The organism is Pseudomonas sp. MWU13-3659 (assembly GCF_023757525.1).
In the GTDB taxonomy this organism is placed as follows: domain Bacteria; phylum Pseudomonadota; class Gammaproteobacteria; order Pseudomonadales; family Pseudomonadaceae; genus Aquipseudomonas; species Aquipseudomonas entomophila_E.
Genome location: NZ_JAMSHW010000006.1, coordinates 165076 through 181889, shown reverse-complemented (window position 1 = coordinate 181889; position 16814 = coordinate 165076). Strand labels below are relative to the sequence as shown.

19 protein-coding genes are annotated in these 16814 nt (G+C 64.3%); 11 read left to right on the top strand and 8 right to left on the bottom strand.

Going from position 1 to position 16814, the window contains the following annotated elements; all coding sequences use genetic code 11:
* Positions 1–2: 2 nt before the first annotated feature.
* From NGM28_RS10530 to NGM28_RS10500, 7 genes are all read left to right on the top strand, one after another.
* Positions 3–593 (top strand): YggT family protein, encoded by a 591-nt coding sequence (locus NGM28_RS10530; RefSeq protein ID WP_240063952.1) that lies wholly within the window; start codon positions 3–5, stop codon positions 591–593.
* 88 nt (positions 594–681) lie between these two features.
* Positions 682–1821, top strand: a complete 1140-nt coding sequence (metX, locus tag NGM28_RS10525; protein ID WP_240063953.1) for a homoserine O-succinyltransferase MetX — start codon at positions 682–684, stop codon at positions 1819–1821.
* Positions 1822–1828: 7 nt separating this feature from the next.
* Positions 1829–2449, top strand: a complete 621-nt coding sequence (gene metW / locus NGM28_RS10520; protein WP_011531735.1) for a methionine biosynthesis protein MetW — start codon at positions 1829–1831, stop codon at positions 2447–2449.
* 25 nt (positions 2450–2474) lie between these two features.
* Positions 2475–2909 (top strand): DUF4426 domain-containing protein, encoded by a 435-nt coding sequence (locus tag NGM28_RS10515; RefSeq protein WP_252090066.1) that lies wholly within the window; start codon positions 2475–2477, stop codon positions 2907–2909.
* Positions 2906–3502, top strand: a complete 597-nt coding sequence (gene rdgB / locus NGM28_RS10510; protein ID WP_240063955.1) for an RdgB/HAM1 family non-canonical purine NTP pyrophosphatase — start codon at positions 2906–2908, stop codon at positions 3500–3502. The genes NGM28_RS10515 and rdgB overlap by 4 nt, the downstream gene beginning before the upstream one ends.
* Complete coding sequence (gene hemW / locus NGM28_RS10505; protein ID WP_252090064.1) at positions 3499–4677, top strand: radical SAM family heme chaperone HemW; 1179 nt, start codon at positions 3499–3501, stop codon at positions 4675–4677. The genes rdgB and hemW overlap by 4 nt, the downstream gene beginning before the upstream one ends.
* A gap of 9 nt (positions 4678–4686) precedes the next feature.
* Positions 4687–5013, top strand: coding sequence for a DUF3392 family protein (locus tag NGM28_RS10500; protein ID WP_110735365.1), 327 nt, complete (start codon positions 4687–4689; stop codon positions 5011–5013).
* 632 nt (positions 5014–5645) lie between these two features.
* On the opposite strand, the gene trmB is transcribed toward NGM28_RS10500, so the two are convergent.
* From trmB to NGM28_RS10480, 4 genes are all read right to left on the bottom strand, one after another.
* Complete coding sequence (trmB, locus tag NGM28_RS10495; RefSeq protein WP_252090062.1) at positions 5646–6368, bottom strand: tRNA (guanosine(46)-N7)-methyltransferase TrmB; 723 nt, start codon at positions 6366–6368, stop codon at positions 5646–5648.
* 9 nt (positions 6369–6377) lie between these two features.
* The gene (locus tag NGM28_RS10490) at positions 6378–7190 is read right to left on the bottom strand and encodes a thiazole synthase (protein ID WP_252090060.1); all 813 of its coding nucleotides are present in this window, start codon (positions 7188–7190) and stop codon (positions 6378–6380) included.
* A 53-nt stretch (positions 7191–7243) separates the two neighbouring features.
* Entirely contained in the window at positions 7244–7444 is a 201-nt protein-coding gene (gene thiS / locus NGM28_RS10485) for a sulfur carrier protein ThiS (RefSeq protein WP_044488631.1), read from the bottom strand.
* A 102-nt stretch (positions 7445–7546) separates the two neighbouring features.
* Complete coding sequence (locus tag NGM28_RS10480; RefSeq protein WP_011531727.1) at positions 7547–7918, bottom strand: DUF423 domain-containing protein; 372 nt, start codon at positions 7916–7918, stop codon at positions 7547–7549.
* Between the two features lie 64 nt (positions 7919–7982).
* Between NGM28_RS10480 and mtgA the strand changes: the two genes are divergently transcribed.
* The gene (gene mtgA, locus NGM28_RS10475) at positions 7983–8693 is read left to right on the top strand and encodes a monofunctional biosynthetic peptidoglycan transglycosylase (protein ID WP_252090058.1); all 711 of its coding nucleotides are present in this window, start codon (positions 7983–7985) and stop codon (positions 8691–8693) included.
* Positions 8694–8862: 169 nt separating this feature from the next.
* Here the strand turns inward: mtgA and rpoH are convergent, their stop codons facing one another.
* The 4 genes from rpoH to ftsY form a co-directional block, all read right to left on the bottom strand.
* Positions 8863–9717, bottom strand: coding sequence for an RNA polymerase sigma factor RpoH (rpoH, locus tag NGM28_RS10470; RefSeq protein ID WP_240063960.1), 855 nt, complete (start codon positions 9715–9717; stop codon positions 8863–8865).
* 111 nt (positions 9718–9828) lie between these two features.
* Entirely contained in the window at positions 9829–10857 is a 1029-nt protein-coding gene (ftsX, locus tag NGM28_RS10465; protein WP_252090056.1) for a permease-like cell division protein FtsX, read from the bottom strand.
* On the bottom strand, positions 10854–11525 hold the full coding sequence (gene ftsE, locus NGM28_RS10460; RefSeq protein ID WP_011531723.1) for a cell division ATP-binding protein FtsE: 672 nt from the start codon (positions 11523–11525) through the stop codon (positions 10854–10856). Before ftsE ends, ftsX begins: the two co-directional genes overlap by 4 nt.
* Positions 11522–13102, bottom strand: a complete 1581-nt coding sequence (gene ftsY, locus NGM28_RS10455; RefSeq protein WP_252090054.1) for a signal recognition particle-docking protein FtsY — start codon at positions 13100–13102, stop codon at positions 11522–11524. The genes ftsE and ftsY overlap by 4 nt, the downstream gene beginning before the upstream one ends.
* 233 nt (positions 13103–13335) lie before the next feature.
* Between ftsY and NGM28_RS10450 the strand changes: the two genes are divergently transcribed.
* From NGM28_RS10450 to rsmD, 3 genes are read left to right on the top strand one after another with little or no spacing between them, the layout of a single operon-like run.
* On the top strand, positions 13336–14691 hold the full coding sequence (locus tag NGM28_RS10450) for a M16 family metallopeptidase (protein WP_240063963.1): 1356 nt from the start codon (positions 13336–13338) through the stop codon (positions 14689–14691).
* Positions 14684–16177: a M16 family metallopeptidase gene (locus NGM28_RS10445; protein WP_252090052.1), complete on the top strand. Its 1494-nt coding sequence runs from the start codon at positions 14684–14686 to the stop codon at positions 16175–16177. Before NGM28_RS10450 ends, NGM28_RS10445 begins: the two co-directional genes overlap by 8 nt.
* Entirely contained in the window at positions 16177–16791 is a 615-nt protein-coding gene (rsmD, locus tag NGM28_RS10440; RefSeq protein ID WP_240063965.1) for a 16S rRNA (guanine(966)-N(2))-methyltransferase RsmD, read from the top strand. The genes NGM28_RS10445 and rsmD overlap by 1 nt, the downstream gene beginning before the upstream one ends.
* Positions 16792–16814: the final 23 nt, after the last annotated feature.

Sequence of the window (16814 nt, the reverse complement as noted above, 5' to 3'; positions counted from 1 at the left end):
TGATGAATGCACTGTCTGGCGCCGCGATCTTCGTGGTGCAAACCCTGGTCAGCCTGTACCTGGCGATCGTCCTGCTGCGCTTCGTGCTGCAACTGGTCAAGGCTGACTTCTACAACCCACTCAGCCAGTTCGCCGTGCGCGCCACCCAGCCACTGCTCAAGCCGCTGCGCCGGGTGATCCCCAGCATCGCCGGCCTGGACACTTCCTCGCTGCTGTTGTCGATCCTCATCCAGGGGCTGCTGATGGCCTTCGTGCTGATGCTCACCTACGGCACTTTCGGTGATGTGCTGCACCTGCTGATGTGGGCGATCCTGGGCGTCACCTCGCTGTTCCTGAAGATCTTCTGGGTGGCGATGATCGTCATGGTGATCGTCTCGTGGGTCGCGCCCAACAGCCACAACCCCGCCGCCGAGCTGGCCTACCAGATCAGCGAACCGGTGCTGGCGCCGTTCCGCCGCCTGGTGCCGAACCTCGGTGGCATGGACATCTCGCCGATCTTCGCCTTCATCGCCATCCAGGTGATCCAGTCGTTCCTCATGCCTCAACTGGCGGCCTACGCCGGCATGCCGCAAGAGCTGTGGCGGATGATCTGACCCCGCCTGCATCCAGCGGCAAGCCTTTGCTTGCCGCTGGGGGTAGCGCTCTTTAGACTTACGCCTCCGTCAAGCGTGAGCAGGGTCGATGTCCACTGTCCTTCCCGAAGATTCCGTCGGTCTGGTAACACCGCAAATCGCCCGGTTCGATGAACCGCTGGCCCTGGCCTGTGGCCGCTCGCTGGCCGCGTACGAACTCATCTACGAAACCTATGGCGAGCTCAACGCCAGCGCCAGCAACGCCGTGCTGATCTGCCATGCGTTGTCCGGCCATCACCATGCCGCCGGCTACCACGCCGCCACCGACCGCAAGCCGGGCTGGTGGGACAGCTGCATTGGCCCCGGCAAACCCATCGACACCAATCGCTTCTTCGTGGTCAGCCTGAACAACCTGGGCGGCTGCAACGGCAGCACCGGCCCCAGCAGTGTCAACCCGGCTACCGGCAAGCCCTACGGCGCCGATTTTCCGGTACTGACGGTCGAAGACTGGGTGCATAGCCAAGCGCGCCTGGCCGATCGCCTAGGAATCCAGACTTGGGCCGCCATCGTCGGCGGCAGCCTGGGCGGCATGCAGGCGCTGCAGTGGACCATCACCTACCCGGACCGCGTGCGCCACTGCGTGGATATCGCCTCGGCGCCCAAGCTGTCGGCGCAGAACATCGCCTTCAACGAAGTGGCACGCCAGGCCATCCTCACCGACCCCGAGTTCCACGGCGGTTCGTTCCAGGACCAGGGCGTAATCCCCAAGCGCGGCCTGATGCTGGCGCGCATGGTCGGCCATATCACCTACCTGTCCGACGACTCGATGGGCGAGAAATTCGGCCGCGAGCTCAAGAGCGACAAGCTCAACTACGACTTCCACAGCGTCGAGTTCCAGGTCGAGAGCTATCTGCGCTATCAAGGCGAGGAGTTCTCCGGCCGATTCGACGCCAACACCTACCTGCTGATGACCAAGGCGCTGGACTACTTCGACCCGGCCGCGGCCCATGGCGGCGACCTGGCGGCGACCCTGGCCCATGTCACGGCGGACTACTGCATCATGTCGTTCACCACCGACTGGCGCTTCTCGCCGGCTCGCTCGCGGGAGATCGTCGACGCGCTGATGGCCGCGCGCAAGAACGTCTGCTACCTGGACATCGACTCGCCTTACGGCCACGACGCCTTCCTGATCCCCACGCCTCGCTACATGCAGGGTTTCGCGAACTACATGAACCGCATCGTCATCTGAGGACAGCATGAGAGCCGACCTGGAAATCATCCAAGACTGGATCCCCGCCGGCAGCCGGGTCCTCGACCTGGGCTGTGGCAACGGCGAACTGCTGGCCTCCTTGCGCGAGCGCAAGAACGTCACCGGCTATGGCCTGGAGATCGACGCCGACAACATCGCCGCCTGCGTGGCCAAGGGCGTCAACGTCATCGAGCAGGACCTGGACAAGGGCCTGGGCAACTTCGCCAGCAACAGTTTCGACGTGGTGGTCATGACCCAGGCCCTGCAAGCCGTGGAGTACCCCGACCGCATCCTCGACGAAATGCTGCGAGTGGGGCGCCAGTGCATCATCACCTTCCCCAATTTCGGCCACTGGCGTTGCCGCTGGTACCTGGCGACCAAGGGTCGCATGCCGGTCTCGGACTTCATGCCGTATACCTGGTACAACACCCCGAACATCCACTTCTGCACCTTCGAAGACTTCGAGAACCTTTGCCACGAGCGCCACGCCAAGGTACTCGACCGCCTGGCCGTCGACCGTCTGCACCGTAACGGGTTGGGTGGCCGGCTATGGCCTAATCTTCTAGGTGAGATCGGTATCTATCGGGTCAGCAGCCCGGGCCTGCAGGAGCATCAGCTCGCGGTCTGACCCTCGCGAACGGAGGAATGGGATCATGCGTCGACTAGCACTGCTTCTGATCAGCCTGTGCCTGGCTTTGCCAGTGCTGGCTGCCGATGCCGCCAAGCCAGAGCGCAAGGAAGTGTTCGGCGACGTGACGGTCCACTACAGCGCCTTCACCTCGAGCATGCTGCAACCCGACATTGCCGCCGCCACGGGCCTGACCCGCAGCAAGAACCAGGGCGTGCTCAATATCGCCGTGCTCAAGGGTGGCAAGCCGGCCAGCTCGGTGGTCAGCGGCACGGTCAAGGACTTGACCGGGCGTAGCAGCCCGCTGTCGTTCAAGCAGATCACCGACCAGGGCGCGGTGTACTACATCGCCCAGTTCAAGATCGACCAGGCTGAAACCCTGACCTTCGACCTGAATGTCGAAACCGGTGGCGTCAGCAATCAACTCAGCTTCAACCAGGAAGTGTTCCCAGGCGAATGATGAATTTCCAGCAACTCGTATTGGCCAGCCACAACGCCGGCAAGCTCAAAGAACTGCAAGCCATGCTCGGCGAGTCCGTGCACCTGCGTTCGATCGGTGAGTTCAGCCAGGTGGAGCCGGAAGAGACCGGCCTGTCGTTCGTCGAGAACGCCATCCTGAAAGCCCGCAACGCCGCGCGCATCTCCGGCCTGCCGGCCCTGGCCGACGACTCGGGCCTGGCGGTGGACTTCCTTGGCGGCGCGCCAGGCATCTACTCGGCGCGCTACGCCGACGGCAAGGGCGATGCGGCGAACAACGCCAAGCTCCTCGAGGCGCTGAAAGATGTGCCCCATGAGCAACGTGGCGCGCAGTTCGTCTGCGTCCTGGCCCTGGTGCGCCACGCCGACGACCCGCTGCCCATCCTCTGCGAAGGCCTGTGGCACGGCAGCATCCTGTTCGAGGCCAGTGGCGAGCACGGTTTCGGCTACGACCCGCTGTTCTGGGTCCCGGAGCGCAAGTGCTCCAGCGCCGACCTCGCCCCCGTCGACAAGAACCAGCTCAGCCACCGCGCCCGCGCCATGGCCCTGCTGCGTCAACGTCTGGGCCTGGCATGACCGACAAGCTGTCCTTGCAGCCGGCGGGCCTGATCCTTCCCGAGCTCCCGCCGCTGTCGCTGTATATCCATATCCCCTGGTGCGTGCGCAAGTGCCCGTACTGCGACTTCAACTCGCACCAGGCCGGCCCGTCGTTGCCGGAAGACGAATACATCGATGCCTTGCTCGCTGACCTCGACCAGGAACTGCATGCCGTTCAGGGTCGCCCCATCAGCACGATCTTCTTCGGTGGCGGCACCCCGAGCCTTTTCAGCGCCAATGCGTTGGGTCGCCTGCTGCGCGGCGTGGAGCAACGCATCCCGTTCACCACGGATATCGAGATCACCCTCGAAGCCAACCCGGGCACCTTCGAGCAAGAGAAGTTCAAGGCTTACCGCCAGACTGGCATCAACCGCCTGTCCATCGGCGTGCAAAGCTTCCAGCCGGCCAAGCTGGAGAAACTGGGGCGCATCCACAATGGTGACGAGGCAGTACGCGCTGCCGATATGGCACGCGTGGCAGGCTTCGACAACTTCAACATGGACCTGATGCACGGCTTGCCGGACCAGTCGCTCGACGATGCCCTGGGCGACCTGCGTCAGGCCATCGAACTGGCGCCGACGCACCTGTCCTGGTACCAGCTGACGGTAGAGCCGAACACGGTGTTCTGGAACCAGCCGCCTGAGCTGCCGGAGGACGATATCCTCTGGGACATCCAGGAAGCCGGCCAGGCGCTGATGGCCGAACATGGCTACCGGCAATACGAAGTCTCGGCCTACGCCCAGGCCGGTCGTGCCGCACGGCACAACCTGAACTACTGGCGTTTCGGTGACTTCATCGGCATCGGTGCGGGTGCCCATGGCAAGCTGTCGTTCCCGGACGGGCGCATCTTGCGCACCTGGAAGACCCGCCTGCCGAAGGATTACCTGAATCCGGCCAAACCGTTCAAGGCCGGTGAGAAACTGCTGCCAGCCGAAGAGCTACCCTTCGAGTTCCTGATGAACGCGCTGCGCCTCACCGACGGCGTGGAGGCCGAGCTGTTCAGCCTGCGCACCGGCCTGCCCCTGGCGCAGCTCGCCGAAGCCCGCCGCGCAGCCGAACAAAAGGGCCTTTTGCAGGTCGAACCGGATCGGCTGGCAGCCACACCGCGTGGCCAGCTGTTCCTCAACGACCTGCTGCAGTACTTCTTGAATTAAGGATGACCCATGGACTTGGTACTTGACCTGCTCTCGACCGTTTCCCGCTGGAGCCGCAGCAACCTGTCGGAGATCTCGCTGGCCCTGGTGGGCTGCCTGCTGGTGCTGTTCGGTACCGATATCAAAGGCTGGGTGGAAGGGCGCCTGGGTGGCCTGGCCGGCGCCTTGCGCGTGCCGTTCATGGCCCTGCTGGTGATGATCGGCAGCGGCGCGGCACTGATCTATGCAACGCCGTGGGTCGTGAAGGGGCTGGGGCAGTTCAACAACTATGCACTGGCACCGGTGTTGCTGGTGGTGCTGGTGTTGATTGGCGTGGTGGCTGATCGCCGGGGTTGAGCGCTTGCTAAAAGCCGCCCTGGCGCGCCAGGGCAGCTTCTCACCCGACTAACCCTTAGCGGGCATCGTCAAAGTGATCGCGCAGGAAGTCTCTTGCGGACCTGAATATGACCAGGATACGGATGAGCTTCCAGACACGGCTCAGCGTATTCAGCAAACGCTTCATATGCCTTGGCCTCCGTGTTGGCTGGGCCAATCTTCCAGCATCTGACCGGCACTTCGATGCCTTCGGAGATCACGTGAAGTCTCTCCAGTGAAGTGGCCAGGTGAATGGCCCTTCGAGAAACTACCAGCGCGGTTCGTGGGCCGCGTCGAAGGGGCCGAGAGCGTGAATGAATTCGTTTCCCGGCCCGCCACTGGATTATTCCACATGAGAGCGGTGCCACTTTACGCCAGTCGAAAATCCAATGCTGTTACTGGCACGTTCACAGTTAATGCTGGATATTTCCATCATTGACGTAGTTTCAAGGTAGCCCTAGTATCACCTTTGTGAAGTCTCTCCAGTGACACTGAAGTAGGCTGGCTCAGGACTCGTAACCCAAAGCCCGCATAAAAAAACCGCCTTTCTCAAGGCGGTTTTTTTGCGCCTGCAAAATTGCAGGCCCTAAAAGGAGATGCCGAACGAATCCCGCTCAGTTCACCTTCTCGAACTTCAAGTCCCACACCCCATGGCCAAGGCGCTCGCCACGGCGCTCGAACTTGGTGATCGGGCGCTCTTCCGGGCGCGGCACATAAGCACCATCGGCCGCCTGGTTGCGATAACCCGGTGCCACCTTCATCACATCCAGCATGTGCTCGGCATAGGGCTCCCAGTCGGTTGCCATATGGAACACGCCGCCCACCTTCAGCTTGCGGCGCACCAGCTCGGCGAACTCCGGCTGGACGATACGGCGCTTGTGATGACGCGCCTTGTGCCACGGATCCGGGAAGAACAGCATCAGGCGGTCGAGGCTGTTGTCGGCCACGCAACGGTTGAGCACCTCGATGGCGTCGCAGTCGTACACCCGCAGGTTCTTCAAGCCCTGAGTGAGTACGCCGTTGAGCAGCGCGCCAACACCTGGGCGGTGCACTTCGACACCGATGAAGTCCAGCTCCGGCGAGGCGGTGGCCATCTCCAGCAGCGAGTGGCCCATGCCGAAGCCGATCTCCAGGGTGCGCGGCGCCGAACGGCCGAACACCTGGTCGTAGTCCACCGGGCTGTCGGCCAGCGGCAGGATGAACAGCGGGCCGCCCTGCTCCAGACCACGTTGCTGGCCTTCGGTCATGCGCCCGGCGCGCATCACGAAGCTCTTGATGCGACGGTGCGGGCGGGCTTCGCCGTCTTCGGTGATCGGCGTTTCTTGCGATTCAGTCATCGGGGGCTCTTACTTGATCAGACCTTCCAGCGGCGAGGACGCGCTGGCATAGAGTTTCTTCGGCATGCGCCCGGCGAGGTACGCCATGCGGCCGGCAAGGATGGCGTGCTTCATGGCTTCAGCCATCAGCACCGGTTGTTGCGCGTGGGCAATGGCCGAGTTCATCAGCACGGCCTCGCAGCCCATCTCCATGGCGATGGTGGCATCAGAAGCGGTACCCACGCCGGCATCAACCAGCACCGGTACCTTGGACTCTTCCAGGATGATCTGCAGGTTGTAGGGGTTGCAGATTCCCAGGCCGGTGCCGATCAGGCCGGCCAGTGGCATGACGGCGATGCAGCCGACTTCGGCCAGCTGGCGGGCGATGATCGGGTCATCGCTGGTGTAGACCATCACGTCGAAACCGTCCTTTACCAGCACTTCAGCGGCCTTGAGGGTTTCGATCACGTTGGGGAACAGGGTCTTCTGGTCGGCCAGCACTTCCAGCTTCACCAGCGTACGGTTCTCGTGAGACTTGTGGCCATTGAGCAATTCACGGGCCAGGCGGCAGGTGCGTACCGCCTCGACTGCATCGAAGCAGCCAGCGGTGTTCGGCAGGATGGTGTATTTGTCGGGCGACAGCACGTCGAGCAGGTTCGGTTCGCCCGCATTCTGGCCGAGGTTGGTGCGACGCACGGCTACGGTGACGATCTCGGCACCCGAGGCTTCGGTGGCCAGACGGGTTTCTTCCATGTCACGGTATTTGCCGGTGCCGACCAGCAGGCGCGACTGGAAGGTGCGCCCGGCCAGGACGAAAGGCTTGTCGCTTCGAACGTTGCTCATCGATGTTCCTCTGGGAAGGTTACGGGGCTTTCGGGTGAATTGCCGGGCGTAGCTCAACCACCGCCAATGGCATGGACCACTTCGACCTGGTCGCCATCAGCAAGCAGCGTGCTTTCGTGCTGGCTGCGCGGCACGATGTCCAGGTTCAGTTCCACCGCCACCCGGCGGCCGGCCAGTTCCAGCCGGCCCAGCAGCGCCGCGACGCTCTCGCCCTCGGGCAGGTCGTAAGGTTCACCGTTCAGTTGAATGCGCATGCGCACGGCCACCATTGTTCTTTGGGGCCCGCATTCTAGCCCCGATCCGCCTTGCAACCCAAGGGCGGCACGCGCCATTAGTCGCGATTGTGGACCGTTCGGTCAGCCCAGGCGCCAGGCGGCCAGCCCCAGGCACAGCCAGCCGGCGAGGAAGCACAGGCCACCCAGCGGGGTGATCATGCCGAGCTTGCCCAGGCCGCTCAGGGTCAGTACATAGAGGCTACCGGAGAACAGCAGGATGCCCAGCGCGAACAGACCACCGGCCCAGCCGACCAGCCGCCCCGGCAAGTGCACCGACAACACCGCCACGCCCAGGATCGCCAGGGCATGCACCAGCTGGTAGGTGACACCGGTATGAAAGATCGCCAGGTAGTCGGCGCTGAGGCGGCTCTTCAAACCATGAGCGGCGAAGGCGCCCAGGGCGACACCGGTAAAGCCGAAGAACGCGGCAAGCATCAGGAAGCTGCGAAGCATGGGACGACTCCTCGAAAGGGGCCTGTATAATGGCCCGTTCCAACGGTCCGGCCAAGCCATCACCATGCTGTCATCCCTCCTCCGCCGCCTTTCCCGCGCCCTGCTCTGGTTCGCTGCTGGCAGCATTGTCGTGGTCCTGGTGCTCCGCTGGGTGCCGCCGCCCGGCACGGCACTGATGGTCGAGCGCAAGGTGGAGTCATGGTTCAACGGCGAACCTATCGACCTGCAGCGCGACTGGACGCCATGGGAGGATATCTCCGATGAACTGAAGGTGGCGGTGATTGCCGGTGAGGACCAGAAGTTCGCCAGCCACTGGGGTTTCGACATTCCCGCGATCCAGGCTGCCCTGGCCTACAACGAGCGTGGCGGCAAGGTCCGTGGCGCCAGCACACTGAGCCAACAGGTGGCCAAGAACATGTTCCTGTGGTCCGGTCGCAGCTGGCTGCGCAAGGGGCTGGAAGCCTGGTTCACGGCGCTGATCGAGCTGTTCTGGTCGAAAGAACGGATTCTCGAGGTGTATCTGAACAGCGCCGAATGGGGCAAAGGGGTGTTCGGCGCCCAAGCCGCGGCGCGCTATCACTTTGGGGTCGATGCCAGCCGCCTGACGCGCCAACAGGCCGCGCAGCTTGCCGCGGTGTTGCCGAGCCCGATCAAGTGGAGCGCTAGCCGTCCGAGCGCCTACGTGGCCAGCCGGGCGGGGTGGATTCGTCGACAGATGAGCCAGCTGGGTGGGCCGAGCTACCTGATGCAGCTGGATGCTTCACGCAAGCTTTGAGTGGTGTGATTGCAGTACCGGCCTCTTCGCCGGCAAGCCGGCTCTTACAGGTATCGCGAAACCCCTGTAGGAGCCGGCTTGCCGGCGAAGAGGCCGGTACAGGCAACACAAATGAAAAAGGCCGCTTGCCCAGAAGGCAAGCGGCCTTTTCGATCCAGCCAGGCGCCGATCAGATGGTAATCAGTGCCTTGACCTTGTTCATCGCGTTCTTCTCGAGCTGACGAATCCGCTCGGCCGAAACACTGTACTTCTCCGCCAACTCATGCAGCGTGGCCTTTTCCTCGGCCAACCAGCGCTGGTAGAGGATGTCGCGACTGCGGTCGTCCAGGCCTTGCAGGGCTTCGTGCAGGTTGTTGCTGGAGTTGTCGCTCCAGTCGGCGTCCTCGAGCTGCAGGGCCGGGTCGTAACGGTGGTCTTCCAGGTAATGCGCAGGCGACTGGAAAGCGCTGTCGTCATCGGCTTCCGCCGCCGGGTCGAAGGCCATGTCCTGGCCGCTCAGGCGGCTTTCCATCTCGCGCACTTCACGGGGCTCGACGCCAAGGCTTTCGGCCACGCGATGTACTTCGTCGTTGTTCAACCAGGCCAGGCGTTTCTTCTGGCTGCGCAGGTTGAAGAACAGTTTGCGCTGGGCCTTGGTGGTGGCCACCTTGACGATGCGCCAGTTGCGCAGGATGAACTCGTGGATCTCAGCCTTGATCCAGTGCACCGCAAAGGATACCAGGCGCACGCCCATTTCCGGGTTGAAGCGCTTTACCGCCTTCATCAGGCCGACGTTGCCTTCCTGGATCAGGTCGGCCTGGGCCAACCCGTAGCCAGCGTAGCTACGTGCGATGTGTACAACGAAACGCAGGTGGGCCATCACCATTTGACGAGCGGCCTCGAGATCCTGCTCATAGTAGAGACGCTCGCCCAGATCACGCTCCTGCTCCGGTGTCAGCAAGGGAATGCTGTTCACCGTGTGCACGTAGGCTTCCAGGTTTGCACCAGGAACCAGGGCATAGGCAGGTTGCAACGATGTGGTCATTCAAGTACCTCCGGCTTACAGACTCGTGCCTTGTGGGCACTGCCAGCATAGACAAGGAACCGTTGTACAAGTTCCAGAATGAAAATTTTGTCAATACTGGCCATGAAACATTTATCGCGGTGCCAGCTCGTTCAAGTGACGAGCGACGGCGATCCATGCACCGATATACCCCAACAGCACTGCACCAATCAAGAGTGAAAGACCATCCGAGGCCGGCACGCCACCCAGGGCGAAATCACTGCCGTACAGGCCGGAAAGCCCGACCACCGCGTCGTTGAGCCAGTTCAGGCCGAACGCCAGGATGCCCCAGGCCAGCACGCCCGCCCCCAGGCCGTACAAGGCGCCCATGTAGAGGAAAGGCCGGCGCACGTAGCTGTCGGTACCGCCGACGAGCTTGATCACTTCGATCTCCACCCGGCGGTTTTCAATATGTAGACGAATTGTGTTACCGATTACTAACAGCAAGGCGGAAATCAGCATCACCGCCAGGCCGAACACAAAGCGGTCCCCCAGTTTGAGGATGGCCGCCAGGCGTTCCACCCACACCAGGTCCAGCTGCGCCGCTTCCACGCGAGGCAACTCGGACAGGCGCTGGCGCAAGGCCTCCAGGGCGGGTTTGTCGACTTCGGTCGGGGTCACCACCACCACGCCGGGCAGCGGGTTGTCCGGCAACTCGCGCAGCGCTTCGCCCAGGCCCGACTGCTGCTGGAACTCTTCCAGCGCCTGTTCGCGGCTGACGTACTGGGCCTCGGCGACTCCCGGCATGCCCTTGATCTCGTCGCGCAGCGCCTCTGCCTCGCGGCTGCTGGCGTCGAGCTTGAGGTAGAGCGAGATCTGCGCCGCACGCTGCCATGAACCGCCGAGCTTCTCGACGTTCTTGAGCAGCAGCGAGAGGCCCATGGGCATGCTCAGCGCCACCGCCATCACCAGGCAGGTGAAGAAGCTGCCGATCGGCTGCTTGCCCAGGCGGCGCAGGCTGTCGGCCAGGCTGGCGCGGTGGCTTTCCAGCCAGGCGTGCAGCAGGGTGCGGAAGTCCGGGCCATCGTCGTCGTGGTCGCCGCGTTTCTTCTTCGCCGGTTGCGGATCGGCGGCCTTGGGCGCGACGCGCTCGGAAACCTTTGGTGTACGTGTGGTGCTCATTGCCCGGCCTCCCCATCGCCGATCAAGCGGCCGCGTTGCAGCGTCAGCATACGGTGGCGCATGCGCGCGATCAGCGCCAGGTCGTGGCTGGCGATCAATACCGTGGTGCCGAGGCGGTTGATGTCCTCGAATACGCCCATGATCTCTGCGGCCAGGCGCGGGTCAAGGTTACCGGTAGGCTCGTCCGCCAGCAGCAAGGCCGGTTGGTGAACGATGGCACGGGCGATGCCGACCCGCTGTTGCTGGCCGGTGGACAGGTCGGCCGGGAACAGCTCGCCCTTGTCGCTCAGCGACACGCGCTCCAGCGCCGAATCCACGCGCTTGGCGATCTCGGCCTTGGATAGCCCGAGGATCTGCAGAGGCAGGGCGATGTTGTTGAACACGGTGCGGTCGAACAGCAACTGGTGGTTCTGGAACACCACGCCGATCTGCCGACGCAGGAATGGGATCTGCGCGTTGCTGATCTGCCCCAGGTCCTGCCCGGCCAGCAACAGCTTGCCGCTGGTCGGGCGCTCCATTGCCAGCAGCAGGCGCAGCAGGGTGCTCTTGCCGGCGCCGGAGTGGCCGGTGACGAACAGGAACTCGCCACGGCGCGCCCGAAAGCTCAGCTCGTGCAGGCCGACGTGGCCATTGGGGTAGCGCTTGGCAACCTGTTCGAATCGGATCATGAAGGTTCCCGCTCGGCGAACAGCGCCTTGACGAAGGGTTCGGCCTCGAAGGTGCGCAGGTCGTCGATACCTTCGCCCACACCGATGAAGCGGATCGGAATGTTGAACTGCTTGGCCAGGGCGAAGATGACGCCGCCCTTGGCGGTGCCGTCGAGCTTGGTCAGGGCCAGGCCGGTCAGCTCGACGCTCTGGTTGAAGTACTTGGCCTGGCTGATGGCGTTCTGGCCGGTGCCGGCGTCGAGCACCAGCAGCACTTCGTGCGGCGCGTCGGCGTCGAGCTTGCCGATCACCCGACGGACCTTCTTCAGCTCTTCCATCAGGTTGTCCTTGGTGTGCAGGCGACCGGCGGTATCGGCGATCAGCACATCGACGCCACGGGCCTTGGCGGCCTGCACGGCGTCGAAGATCACCGAGGCCGAGTCGGCGCCGGTGTGCTGGGCGATGACCGGGATCTGGTTACGCTCGCCCCACACCTGCAACTGCTCCACCGCCGCGGCGCGGAAGGTGTCGCCGGCGGCGAGCATGACCTTCTTGCCTTCGAGCTGGAGCTTTTTCGCCAGCTTGCCGATGGTGGTGGTCTTGCCGGCGCCGTTCACGCCCACGACCAGGATCACGTAAGGCTTGTTCTGCGCTTCGATCTTCAGCGGCTGCTCGACCGGACGCAGCAGGGCGGCCAGTTCTTCCTGCAGCGATTTGTACAGCGCGTCGGCGTCGGCCAACTGCTTGCGGGCGACCTTCTGCGTCAGGTTCTGGACGATGGTCGAGGTGGCCTCGACGCCGACGTCGGCGGTCAGCAGGCGGGTTTCGATTTCGTCGAGCAGGTCGTCGTCGATGACCTTCTTGCCCAGGAACAGGCTGGCCATGCCTTCGCCGATACTGGCGCTGGTCTTCGACAGGCCCTGCTTGAGGCGGGCGAAAAAGCCTGGTTTGGCGGGTTCGGCGGCGGCAGACGCGGGCTCTGCGGCAACCGGAGTGGACGCGACAGGCGCGACCGGCTCAGGCTCGACCACAGGAACGACAACCACGGGGGCGGGTTCGGCAACCACCACCTCAGGCACCTCTGGGGCCGGGCGCTCTGGGATGGCAGGCGGGGCCTTGGGTTCGAGATCAGGCACCAGCGCAACCGGTTCCTCGGCGACCGGCAGTACCAGGTTGCTCACTGGCGCAGGGGGCTGTGGCACCGGGGCCGGATCGAACGCAACGTGCACCGGCTCGGGCCGGGGTGCTTCGACCTGCTCAACAGGCTGCGATGCCTGAGGAACAGCAGGCTCAGGCGCGACCGGCGTGGCTACCGGTGCCGGTTGGGGCACCTCGGCCACCGGCACGGGTTGCGCCACCTCAGGGGCGACGGCAGGCTCAGGCTCGACCGGCGCGATTACCGGTACCGGCTGGGGCGCCTCGGCCACCGGAGCAGGCTGCTCGACGGGTGGCTGCTCGAGCGCTGCCTCGACCGGCGGTTGTGGGGCGTGCGGCTGTTCGGCGACAGGTTGCTCCGGCTTCTTGCGGAACCAGCTGAACAGGCCTTTCTTCTCGCCGGCCGCGGCCGGCGCTTTTTTGTCGTCGTTGGAACCAAACATGGAAGACGGCTATCTCAGGGTAGCGATGGGCCATCAATGGCGCATCGGGAATTCTTACTCACGCAGAACAGACTACTGTGAAGCCAGCGGGTTCATGCGCAACGTTTTGTCGTAAGGGCCTGCGGGCCAGAACGGCGACAGGCATGGTCGCCAGGCAACCGGATCAGTATCCTAGCACCTCCTGGCCCGCCGACGCTAAACCCAAGCGGGCCGCCGAACAGGTTGAACACCGTATGAATGCTCTAGCCCGCCGCGCCGCTGGCCTGTTGCTCGGCACGCTGTGCCTGCCGCTGGTGGCCTTCGCCGCCGATGTGCAACCCACTCACGAATTCATCCTCGACAACGGCCTGAAGGTCGTCGTGCGCGAGGACCACCGCGCGCCGGTGGTGGTTTCGCAGATCTGGTACAAGGTCGGCTCCAGCTATGAGACGCCGGGCCAGACCGGCCTTTCACATGCCCTGGAACACATGATGTTCAAGGGCAGCGCCAAGGTTGGCCCCGGCGAAGCCTCGCGCATCCTGCGTGACATCGGCGCCGAGGAAAACGCCTTCACCAGCGACGACTACACCGCCTACTATCAAGAACTGGCCCGCGACCGCCTGCCGGTGGCCTTCGAGCTGGAGGCCGACCGCCTGGCCAGCCTGCGCCTGCCGGCCGACGAGTTCAGCCGCGAGATCGAGGTGATCAAGGAAGAGCGCCGCCTGCGCACCGACGACCAGCCCAACGCGAAAGCCTTCGAGCTGTTCCGCGCCATGGCCTACCCAGCCAGCGGCTACCACACCCCGACCATCGGCTGGATGGCCGACCTCGAACGCATGAAGGTCGAGGAGCTGCGCCATTGGTACGAGTCCTGGTACGCACCGAACAACGCAACCCTGGTGGTGGTCGGTGATGTCACCCCTGACGAGGTGAAGAGCCTCGCGCAGAAGTACTTCGGCCCGATCCCCAAGCGCGCCGTGCCACCGAGCAAACTGCCGTTGGAGCTGGCCGAACCGGGCCAGCGCCAGCTGACCCTGCATGTGCGCACGCAACTGCCCAGCCTGATCTACGGGTTCAACGTCCCGAGCCTGGCCACAACCAAGGAACCACGCACCGTCAACGCCCTGCGCCTGATTTCCGCCCTGCTCGACGGCGGCTACAGCGCGCGCATGCCGGCACGCCTGGAGCGCGGCCAGGAGCTGGTGGCTGGCGCTTCGTCCAGCTACAACGCCTTCACCCGGGGCGACAGCCTGTTCCTGGTTTCGGCCACGCCCAACGTGCAAAAGCACAAGACCCTCGCCGACGTCGAGAAAGGCGTCTGGCAACTGCTCGACGAGCTCAAGACCACCCCACCGACCACTGAAGAGCTCGAGCGCGTGCGCGCCCAGGTGATCGCCGGCCTGGTCTACGACCGCGACTCGATCAGCAGCCAGGCCACTACCATCGGCATGCTGGAGACCGTCGGCCTGTCGTGGAAGCTGATCGACAGCGAGTTGGACGACCTCAAGCGCGTGACGCCGCAGGACATCCAGGACGCCGCCCGCACCTACTTCACCCGCGAACGCCTGAGCGTTGCCCACGTACTGCCCGAGGAGCCCGCACATGAGTGATCGCAGCGCACCCCGCTACACCCTGTTCGGCCTGGCGATCATCGTGCTGGTGGTGGCCATCGCCCTGCTGCTGGCGCGCCCGGCCCAGTCAGAGAATACCGGCAAGCCCGCCACCGCCGCCCGCCCGGCCAATGCATTGCAGTCGCTGGCCGAGCTGGACGGCAAGGCCCCGAGCCGCCGTCAGTTGAACATCCAGAACTGGACCACCGCCGAAGGCGCCCGCGTGCTGTTCGTCGAGGCCCGCGAGCTGCCGATGTTCGACCTGCGCGTCACCTTCGCCGCCGGCAGCAGCCAGGACGGCGGCACCCCCGGCCTGGCCGCGCTGACCAACGCCATGCTCAACGAGGGCGTGGCCGGCAAGGACGTCACTGCCATCGCCGAGGGCTTCGAAGGCCTCGGCGCGGACTTCGGCAATGGCTCCTACCGCGACATGGCCGTGGCCTCGCTGCGCAGCCTGAGCGCCGTGGACAAACGTGAGCCGGCACTGAAGCTGTTTACCGAAGTAGCCGGCAAACCGACCTTCCCCGAGGACGCCCTCAAACGCATCAAGAACCAGATACTTGCCGGTTTCGAGTATGAGAAACAGAATCCCGGCAAGCTCGCGGGCAAGGCGCTGTTCGCCAACCTCTACGGCGATCACCCCTACGCTCACCCCAGCGACGGCACCGCCGAAACCATCACCGGCATTACCTTGGAGCAGTTGCGCGACTTCCACAAGAAGGCCTACAGCGCCGGCAACGCAGTGATCGCCCTGGTCGGCAACCTCGACCGCGGCGAAGCCGAGGCCATCGCCGCCCAGGTGTCCGCTGGTCTGCCCAAAGGGCCGGCACTGGCCAAACCCGAGCAACCGAACGCACCCAAGCCGGGCATGACCCACATCGACTTCCCGTCCAAGCAGACCCACCTGATGCTGGCCGAACTCGGCATCGACCGTAACGACCCGGACTGGCCCGCCCTGTCGCTGGGCAACCAGATCCTCGGCGGTGGCGCATTCGGTACCCGCCTGATGAGCGAAGTCCGCGAAAAGCGCGGCCTCACCTATGGCGTGTACTCGGTGTTCAGCCCGATGCAGGTGCGCGGCCCGTTCATGATCAACCTGCAAACCCGCGCCGAGCTGAGCGAAGGTACTCTCAAGCTGGTCCAGGACATCCTCGCCGACTACTTGAAGAATGGCCCGACCCAGCAAGAGTTGGACGACGCCAAGCGTGAACTGGCCGGCAGCTTCCCGCTGTCCAACGCCAGCAACGCGAGCATCGTCGGCCAACTGGGCGCGATCGGTTTCTACAACCTGCCGCTGAGCTGGCTGGAGGACTTCATGCAGCAGTCCCAGGCACTGACAGTCGAGCAGGTCAAGGCCGCCATGGCCAAGCACCTGGCCGCCGACCAGTTGGTGATCGTCACCGCTGGCCCGACCGTGCCGCAGAAGCCACTGCCGGCCCCCACTGACAAACCCGTCGAGCAACCGCTCGGCGTACCGGAGCATTAATGGCAAGACCCACCTCCCCAGCGCGCCCGGCACCGGGCGCCAGCAAGGGCCCCGGCCAGCTGCGCATCATCGCCGGCGAGTGGCGCAGCCGCCGCCTGGCAGTGCCGGAAGGCGAAGGCCTGCGCCCCACGCCTGACCGCGTGCGCGAAACCCTGTTCAACTGGCTGGCGCCCTACATCGAAGGCGCCCATGTGCTTGACGCTTTCACCGGCAGCGGCGCCCTGGTGCTCGAGGCGCTGTCCCGTGGTGCCGACAACGCAGTGGCGCTGGACAGCAACCCGGCCGCCATCGCCAACCTCAAGCACAACCTCGAACTGTTGCGCTGCCCCCGCGGGCAGATCTTGCAGACGGACGCCCTGCGTTACCTGCAAGGCCCGACCAAGCAGCAGTTCGACCTGGTATTCCTCGACCCGCCTTTCCACCAGGACCTGCTGGCCAACACCTGCAACCTGCTGGAGCAAGGCCAGTGGCTGCGCGAGCAGGCGTGGATCTACACCGAGAGCGAGGCGGCTCCGTCCACGCTACCGATGCCAGGCAACTGGCGCCTGCACCGCGAGAAGAAGACCGGCCAGGTGCACTATGCGCTGTGGCAGCGCGTGGCAGCCGACCAATAGCGCAGATACAGTGGCGGTGTTTC

Excerpts from the sequence above, each read along its gene's own strand:
- trmB (WP_252090062.1), bottom strand. The coding sequence starts at position 6,368 with ATGACTGAATCGCAAGAAACGCCGATCACCGAAGACGGCGAAGCCCGC.
- NGM28_RS10450 (WP_240063963.1), top strand. The coding sequence starts at position 13,336 with ATGAATGCTCTAGCCCGCCGCGCCGCTGGCCTGTTGCTCGGCACGCTG.
- metX (WP_240063953.1), top strand. The coding sequence starts at position 682 with ATGTCCACTGTCCTTCCCGAAGATTCCGTCGGTCTGGTAACACCGCAA.
- ftsX (WP_252090056.1), bottom strand. The coding sequence starts at position 10,857 with ATGAGCACCACACGTACACCAAAGGTTTCCGAGCGCGTCGCGCCCAAG.
- ftsY (WP_252090054.1), bottom strand. The coding sequence starts at position 13,102 with ATGTTTGGTTCCAACGACGACAAAAAAGCGCCGGCCGCGGCCGGCGAG.
- ftsE (WP_011531723.1), bottom strand. The coding sequence starts at position 11,525 with ATGATCCGATTCGAACAGGTTGCCAAGCGCTACCCCAATGGCCACGTC.
- NGM28_RS10445 (WP_252090052.1), top strand. The coding sequence starts at position 14,684 with ATGAGTGATCGCAGCGCACCCCGCTACACCCTGTTCGGCCTGGCGATC.
- NGM28_RS10530 (WP_240063952.1), top strand. The coding sequence starts at position 3 with ATGAATGCACTGTCTGGCGCCGCGATCTTCGTGGTGCAAACCCTGGTC.
- hemW (WP_252090064.1), top strand. The coding sequence starts at position 3,499 with ATGACCGACAAGCTGTCCTTGCAGCCGGCGGGCCTGATCCTTCCCGAG.
- thiS (WP_044488631.1), bottom strand. The coding sequence starts at position 7,444 with ATGCGCATTCAACTGAACGGTGAACCTTACGACCTGCCCGAGGGCGAG.
- mtgA (WP_252090058.1), top strand. The coding sequence starts at position 7,983 with ATGCTGTCATCCCTCCTCCGCCGCCTTTCCCGCGCCCTGCTCTGGTTC.
- rdgB (WP_240063955.1), top strand. The coding sequence starts at position 2,906 with ATGATGAATTTCCAGCAACTCGTATTGGCCAGCCACAACGCCGGCAAG.
- NGM28_RS10500 (WP_110735365.1), top strand. The coding sequence starts at position 4,687 with ATGGACTTGGTACTTGACCTGCTCTCGACCGTTTCCCGCTGGAGCCGC.
- rsmD (WP_240063965.1), top strand. The coding sequence starts at position 16,177 with ATGGCAAGACCCACCTCCCCAGCGCGCCCGGCACCGGGCGCCAGCAAG.
- NGM28_RS10480 (WP_011531727.1), bottom strand. The coding sequence starts at position 7,918 with ATGCTTCGCAGCTTCCTGATGCTTGCCGCGTTCTTCGGCTTTACCGGT.
- NGM28_RS10490 (WP_252090060.1), bottom strand. The coding sequence starts at position 7,190 with ATGAGCAACGTTCGAAGCGACAAGCCTTTCGTCCTGGCCGGGCGCACC.
- rpoH (WP_240063960.1), bottom strand. The coding sequence starts at position 9,717 with ATGACCACATCGTTGCAACCTGCCTATGCCCTGGTTCCTGGTGCAAAC.
- NGM28_RS10515 (WP_252090066.1), top strand. The coding sequence starts at position 2,475 with ATGCGTCGACTAGCACTGCTTCTGATCAGCCTGTGCCTGGCTTTGCCA.
- metW (WP_011531735.1), top strand. The coding sequence starts at position 1,829 with ATGAGAGCCGACCTGGAAATCATCCAAGACTGGATCCCCGCCGGCAGC.